Origin of the sequence: Arthrobacter liuii (genome assembly GCF_014639275.1) — a bacterium.
Lineage (GTDB): Bacteria > Actinomycetota > Actinomycetes > Actinomycetales > Micrococcaceae > Arthrobacter > Arthrobacter liuii.
Genome location: NZ_BMFW01000062.1, coordinates 1 through 7,392, shown reverse-complemented (window position 1 = coordinate 7,392; position 7,392 = coordinate 1). Strand labels below are relative to the sequence as shown.

The 7,392-nt window shown below is 63.0% G+C and carries 5 protein-coding genes; 2 read left to right on the top strand and 3 right to left on the bottom strand.

What is annotated here, in order from left to right:
* Positions 1 to 184 precede the first annotated feature (184 nt).
* A complete protein-coding gene (locus tag IEW19_RS22925; RefSeq protein ID WP_188573851.1) occupies positions 185 to 424 on the bottom strand; it encodes a hypothetical protein in 240 nt (79 codons plus the stop codon).
* A gap of 78 nt (positions 425 to 502) precedes the next feature.
* Here IEW19_RS22925 and IEW19_RS22920 point away from each other — a divergent pair, with 78 nt between their 5' ends.
* The gene (locus tag IEW19_RS22920) at positions 503 to 757 is read left to right on the top strand and encodes a hypothetical protein (protein ID WP_229748730.1); all 255 of its coding nucleotides are present in this window, start codon (positions 503 to 505) and stop codon (positions 755 to 757) included.
* Positions 758 to 1,828: 1,071 nt separating this feature from the next.
* Here IEW19_RS22920 and IEW19_RS22915 read toward each other — a convergent pair.
* Both IEW19_RS22915 and IEW19_RS22910 read right to left on the bottom strand, forming a co-directional pair.
* A complete protein-coding gene (locus IEW19_RS22915) occupies positions 1,829 to 3,646 on the bottom strand; it encodes a putative bifunctional diguanylate cyclase/phosphodiesterase (RefSeq protein WP_188573850.1) in 1,818 nt (605 codons plus the stop codon).
* 1,234 nt (positions 3,647 to 4,880) lie between these two features.
* Positions 4,881 to 5,093, bottom strand: a complete 213-nt coding sequence (locus IEW19_RS22910) for a hypothetical protein (protein ID WP_188573849.1) — start codon at positions 5,091 to 5,093, stop codon at positions 4,881 to 4,883.
* 636 nt (positions 5,094 to 5,729) lie between these two features.
* On the opposite strand from IEW19_RS22910, the gene IEW19_RS22905 reads away from it, so the two are divergent.
* The coding region (locus IEW19_RS22905; protein WP_188573848.1) for a YncE family protein at positions 5,730 to 7,392 on the top strand (1,663 nt) is incomplete at its 3' end.

Below are 7,392 nucleotides of genomic sequence, written 5' to 3'. Positions count from 1 at the left end.
GTCGGAGCCCTTCTGGCAGTTCCACTCACCGCCGTCGGCTGGACCATCTTCAAAACCTGGAACGCCCACCGCGCCCCCGGCCCGGAACCAATCAACCCTGACAAACCCGGCTCAGTCGTCTGACAGTCAGCAGAGCTGGAAATTGAACGACATCACTCCCATCCCTAGCGGCCCGTAACATGAGTCAAGGGGTCCAGTCACGCACGTGATGAGAAGTCCGGGCCCCGGTGTATAACAGGTTCCAATAACGCCCAACAGTGCGTCGATGGCGTGCGTCGATCCGCAGGGGCAGGAAGACGATGGCCAGGACGAGGGCGTACACCGCCAGGACGGCCACGACGATCATGAAGACCGCATACAGGATGCTCATAATGCCCAATGCCGGACCCAGAACCATTTTTACCCCCACGTCGTTGTTGTCCATAGGCTACGCGAGACTGTTCTTGCCAGGGCACACCCGCGAGACACCTTGACGTAACCTCAGGATGCCAAGCTTGGGAGCATGGATACTTCCGACCTGATCGATTTCCACAGCGACCGCACCATGAGTTCCGACGGGGACCTCGCTTCGGGTGACTGCATCGAGGCTTATTACAAGGGCACTCTTGTCCACCGCGGCGAAGTGACCGACATTGCGCCCAACCATGGGCTGTTCTGGATCCAGGATGTCCTGACGGGGGGCCGGCGGCTGCTTGACGTCGCCGAGTTCGAGATCCGCAAGCCCGGCCGTGCCCAGTCTTCCTCCGAGTGCAACTGAGGTACTTCCAGCCTGTGAGCGAGCGTCCGTACAACGGGACCGGTCACCTCTATCTTCAGACCAGCAACATCAGGCGGCCTTGGGGCCGACGCTTCGGGAGTGCGTTGGGAAGACGTTCGGACGGCGAGAGCACCCAATGGACGCCCTTCATTTCGATGCTTTCCTGCGGGAAGCAGTCAAGGCGGATCCGGGCAGCGACAATGGCCTGGACGGTGAAGAGCTCTACGGTCTGTACACCGGCTGGTGCCTGCTCACCGGACGTCTGCCGCAGCCAGCAAAAGGCCCTGTGGCATACCCTCCACTTTAGGGGAAACCACCCCGGGGAAGAACCCCTGGCAATGACCGGGCCAGCCGCATGGGACTACATCGTCTCCAGCGCGCCCAGTCTCCTCTGACTGGCTGGACGCTATTTCCCCCTGTCTCCACATCGGAAGACAGCGCCTCTGCAGCCTGAGCTGGGTGTCTGCCCTCCGCCCTCACCCGCCGCCGGGCTTTAGACAGCAGCATCTTGGTGACCGTGACCATCCAGGCAAGCCCAGTGAGGAACACCAGGACGATCGCCACCAAGGGGTGCATTGCACGAGCTTAGGCCGGGGCGGCCGGGATTCTCCGATGAAACTCCGAGGCGGAACCCCCGGGTTATAGTCTACCGGTGGCAGGGGGCAGAGAAACTACCCCAGGGCCCATGACGGTTACCCTGTGGGGGGTGTTGCTTTTGATTTGGTGATTGCCGCGGGGGACTGTCGTCAGGCACGGACTTTTCTGAGGCTCAACCTGCGTCGCCTTGGAGCGGGGGTTGCCCGCTTACCGGACGGGCACGGCGCCAGGGCCTGTGGGGCGGTAGCTGATGGGGTCAGGGGCTGCGGGGGTGTAGTTCAACCTGCCGGATCGTCTGGTGGCTCGATTGCTGAACTATGAACGGTGAGACCTAGAGTGTGACTGTTCATCGAGAACGGCGGTTCCTTCGCTGTTCGATTTGTCGGAGCGAGCCCGGAACGGACTGGACGGCATTCTCCGCGCTGCCCAGAACTGATTGAAGCTTGTGGGACTGGTTTGTTGTCCGATATTGGGTCATTTTAGAGGCGCCGTCTTGACTGCTGGGCCTTTTCCCAGGCCTTCAACCAAAGAGGCGGTGCAGTCAATTCCGTGACGGGCAGCGGCGGGGACGTTGACGGCAGCGACCGGGCGTGAGATTAGGTAGCCCTGGGCGGTGTCGCAGCCCATGTTCTGGAGTGCAGCCAGTTGTTCGGTGCGCTCGACGCCCTCGGCGGTTGTTTTGACTCCCGCAGCTTGCAGGAGTTTGACGAGTCCGTGGACGATGGTTGCTGCACGTGCGTCCGTGTCGATGTCATCGATGAAGGATTTGGCGATTTTGACGGTCGTCAGCGGAAGTGCACGAAGGAGCGCGATCGTGGAGTGGGCGGTTCCGTAGTCATCCAGGGCGACCCCGACCCCGGCGTCGATCAGTTGTCGCAACTGCACGGCAGCCCCGGCCAGGTCCAGTATTGCCGCGCCCTCAGTGATTTCGATTTCCATGAGCCCGGCAGGAATCCCGTGCCTGCCCAGGGCTCCCAAGACATCGCCGGCCAGTGTGCCCGAGACCAGCTGCAAGGGGGAAACGTTCACGGAGACCTTCAGCGGGCTTCCCGCATCGGACCACGACCGTGCCTGCGCGCAGGCGGCCTCAAGGACCCAGGCCCCGATCCGGAGAATCTCCCCGGTATGTTCGGCGACCGGGATGAACTCGGCCGGGGGGACCTGACCGAGCTCAGGATCTCTCCAGCGCAGCAGCGCCTCGACGCCGTGGACCGCCCCGGTCGCCACGTCCTGGAGCGGCTGGTACTCCAGACTCAACGCCCCGTCATCAAAAGCGCGGGGCAGCCGGCGGCGGAGGAGTGCCTCCCGGGCAAACCCCGCCAGGCTCCCCGGATTGGAGATCCGCCCTACCCGGCGTTTACCGGCCTGTTTAGCTTCAAGCATCGCCCCGTCAGCGTGCCTCAGAAGCGCCTCGAGCTCGGTCAGTGTTCCCTCGGCGGCGCCATCGCCGGTGAGCTCCCCAGCCATGGCTAAACCGATCGTGGCTGTGACGTCGAGGTGATGGCCGTCTACGACAAAGTTCTCATTCATGCATCCCAGCACCCGGTCCGCGACGGCTCCGGCTTCAGTTCCATCCGCACCGACCAGCAGGACGGCAAATTCATCCCCGCCCAGACGGACCACGGTGTCCTGGGCTCGGACGCATCCGGAGAGGCGTTGGGCGAACTCGGCAAGGACGATATCCCCCGCACGGTGCCCGTGCGTGTCGTTGACGCCTTTGAAATCATCCAGGTCAATGAAAAGAACCCCTATCCGTGACCGGTCGGTGTCCTTGGTCAAAGCCGGCGCTTCCAGCTCCAGCATGCGCCTGTTGGGCAGACCCGTGAGGGGATCGTGCAAGGAAGCATGCCGGAAAACCGCTGAGAGGCCTTCGAAGACCTCCGAGACCGGCACGATCCGCGGTCCGCCCGTGCCTAGAACAAGCAGATCCTGGTAACGGGTCGCTTCGGCCCGTTCCAGGATGACCGGGACCGCTTCGGGTATCCCGAGCCCGGCAGGAACGGTGACGTTCGAATCACCCAGCAGCTCTGCCGCCGTCGCACGCGAGTACAGGGCACGGCCATAACTCAGGCGGCCCGACATCTTGAATTCCAGCTGGTCCCGGCTCAACAACCCGGGACCGTCTGGGCCATCGATCACGACCCCTCGCAGATTCCTATCAGCCCTAAAGAGTTCGTCAACCTCAAGGGCCTGCATGGCTCCTGGCAGAACGATCGCCTCGAACCCAAGATCCGCCAGCGTCAGTACACGCTGCCGCCCGTAGGGCACCGCAACACGTTCCAGGTTACTCACGGACCGTTCATATCAGAGCAGAACAACCAACGCCCGCCACTAACGACGTGTCAACATGAACATAAGCTGGCATTCCGGCGACGTTTCCATGAGGGCGGCTTCGGCCGACCCAAAAAAGACGGTTCCATCTGCTTCAAACCGGTGGTGACCTCACCCCCGGCATAGGAGTCCGAATCAGGCATTCGAGCCTTGTTTTGAATCACCTCGAGCTTCACAAGCCAAGCCTGGTTACACGGCGGCCGGTTCGGCACCGGCAGTTCCCGGCAGGGGCACCGCCTGCAGAAGGATGATTTCCAGATCGGCCATGTCCAGCACCCTCCGGCCGCCGATCAACTCATCCATGATTCCAGAACAAGCCACTGTCCGGCATCCGCTCCGTGATCGGTCCCCGATACGCCAAAGCGTCTTTGTACCGGGCATTGATCCCGACAGTAATCTCAGGGCAGGAATCGAAGGCTCTTGTCTCACCGGCGTTCACGAGGGGTCCTTTCCGACGCGTTCCCTGTCCAGACTCTGCGCCTCCGAGGTTGCCTGAGCGTTGCGAGAATGTAATTTCTCCGTGGCCAGGCGTGCGTTGGCCCGAAGACCAGCCGAGATTCCATGCGGGATGGCGGACGCGGTCGGATCCGCACTTACACCGACACTGGTCGAATCCAGTGCCAGGGACAGACTCCGCGGGAAAACGATCCCGGCCGTCGGCAAGGCGCTGACACCACCAATCCCGCGGCCAAGGCCCCCGGGGCTCAGATCACGCAAAACGGCCACCGCATCCTGGGCATCGTCGGTCGTTATATGCACGCCATGGGTCCCGCAATCTGCAGCACCCCGTCCATCCGAAGCCCAAGAACAGCCTTACCTCCCGCTACTACTCTCACGTCCTTCTTCATCCCATCCAGTCCAGCAACGACGACCCTGCGGGCCCGGCTGCGAGATTCAGGCAACCCGTCGGCAAATCCCCGGCCGGTACGCCGCGGCTCCCGCTCCCACAAGGTTCTGGACTTATCCACTCCAGGCGGATCTGACGGGAAGGAGCTGTCGAGCAGCCCGGTCCGCGGAGACCCCGGAATGTGACTTCACCTTGATGTAGCCAGCAGAACACCTGCCGGGTGCTAAAAGGAGAAAATTTCGGGGTGCGAACTGATCCCGACGGGCCAGTACAGGGATCGCTTACCGTGGCGCGGGCAATGAGCACTTCCATGAGGCCGGCAGGGTCGTTATCGCCAGATTCCGGGTCTTACCAGTCGTGTTTTTCGCGGGTCAGTCCGAAGGGCACTTCATCGCTGAGGGCAACGGTGAAGGAATCAGGTCCACGACGCGTCACCAGGATCCCGCGGCGGCGTTCCTGAAGTGCCTGCTCGCGGACTGCTGCCACCGCGGTATCAAGCTCGCGGTCGATGCTCTCGGCATCGGCAACCTGAATGGTGGTGGTTCCGGGTTCGTGGTTCACGGTGCTGTCCGTCCGTCTCGTCTGGCAGTATAGGCCTGTGCTCGGGGCAGGGGGACGACTGTGTCCAGGCGGGAAGTCCGCAGAGCTTCTTTATCCAGCATACGTGACGTCGTTACCCCGCCAGGGAGCCGCGTGCTGCTGTTCGCTGCTTCCGGGGCGTCTGGTCATACAGAGAACGAGCACGCCGAACAATTTGTCTGGGCTATTTCTCCAGCGTCCCGTCCACACCTCCCTCGGTCACTGAACGGCCGCCACATCACCCCGACCCGTCATTATGATCGCACGTAGGACGCGCCGGAACGCCGCGGCCTGAAGGTCCCCTCGCGGATTTCGGAAATGCAGTTCCGTGGCGGTCTGGTCCCCGATGGCGTGGGGGGTGAACACGGTTGAGCATGCCCATATCACGGTCGGAAGTCGCTGAACGGTATCAGGTGCCGGTGTTGTCGTCTTTGACGATTCGGACTGTGTTCATGTACTGCTCGCCTCATCGTAAGGTCTGACCATAAGGCTGTAAGGAGCCGGGCGGTGCTGTCCACTCTTGGATTAGTTCGTTCCTCAAGTCGCCGGGGGACACCCGGTGACCATACGAGTGTGTGTTAGCACTCGCGCCATTTCTTGGTTGAGGGAAGAAAAATCATGGGTAAGAACACCAGCACGAACCGCCGGATGCGCAAAAGCGTCGCGGTCCCGGCGGCAGCGTTGGCCGTCGTCATGGCAGGCGGCGCCGCTTACGCCGCCACGCAGACCGGCTGGGGCAATGCCCTGATCGGCCGCCAGGCGGACGGGTCGGTCCTGACCGCAACGAACCAGAAGATCACCCCTGCCGGGACCGGCGTCGAACAGACAGGCCGAAGCATCGCGATGGCGGTGTCCCCGGACGGCAAAACCTCCGTGAATGAAACCTGGCACGGCAAGGGGCAGTTCACCGTCACGGACCTGGTCAATCACAAGGTCCTGCAGCAGATCTCACCGCCCGCCGCTGAGGGGTCAACCTCCTACGGGGGCCTGCTCTATTCTTCGGACGGCAAAACCCTGTGGGCTGCCCACACCGCAGGTCTGGTCAAATTCGCCGTGGCAGCCGACGGTTCGCTGTCCAACCCGGTGGCGGTGGCGCTGCCCGGAACGGATGGTAAGGACCCGATTCCGGCAGGTCTGGCCTTTGGCCCGGACGGCAAGCAGATCCTGGCAACCCTGAACGGCACCAACATGCTTGCGGTCCTGGACGGAGACACCGGAGCTGTGATCCGGCAGATCCCGGTCGGTAACGCACCTCGGGATGTGGTGGTCGAGGACGGCCACGCTTTTGTGGCGAACCAGGGCGGCCGGCCGGCCCAGCCCGGGGACAAAACCAACGACTCCTACGGGACGAAAATCGTCACCAACGATGAGAACGGCTCCCCTTCCACCGGGTCAGTCTCCGAGGTCGACCCGGCCACCGGCACCGTGATCCGCGGCTACGAGACCGGCCTTGCCCCCTCGGCGCTGTTGGTCCACGGCGACAACGTCTTCGTCGCCAACTCCAACTCCGACACCGTCTCGGTCATCGATACTAAGACCGGCAAGCTCGGGCAGACCATCAACGTCAACCCGCTCCCCGGCGCACCGGCGAGCAGCTCACCAAGCTCGTTGACCATGCTCGATGACACCCACCTGGCCGTCGCCCTCGGTCAGGCCAACGCGGTGGCCGTGTATGAATTCAAGGACCAGAGCACACCGGCGACCTTCCAGGGCCTGATCCCCACCGGCTGGTACCCCGGCACTGTCCAGTACGACAAGGCACTGGGTCAACTCGTGATCTCGTCCGAGAAGGGTGTCGGCTCCCTCGGCGCCCCGGGAGCCGACGGCGGCCACAACGTCAAATCCGATCTTGGCCTGGTCAGCACCGTTCCGACCCCGACCCCGGAGCAGTTGCCGGAGATGACCAAACAGGTCTGGGCGAACAACCAGTGGACCGAAGCTCTGGCCGATTTGAAGAAGGACCCGTCCCAGGGCAAAGCCCCGGTCGCGATCCCGCGCCGTGACGGGGATCCTTCGGAGATCAAGCACGTGTTCATGATCGTGAAGGAGAACCGCACCTACGACCAGGTCCTGGGCGATGACAGCCGCGGCAACGGCGACCCCGCCCTGGCACAGTTTGGCGGCACGACCACCCCAAACCATCACGCGTTGGCCTCGGCCGCCGGTCCGCTGCTGGATAACACCTACTCCTCCGGGACCATGTCCGCCGACGGGCACCAGTGGCTGACCCAGGCCACGGTGGACGAATACCTCACCCGCTCGATCGGCAACTACGACCGCA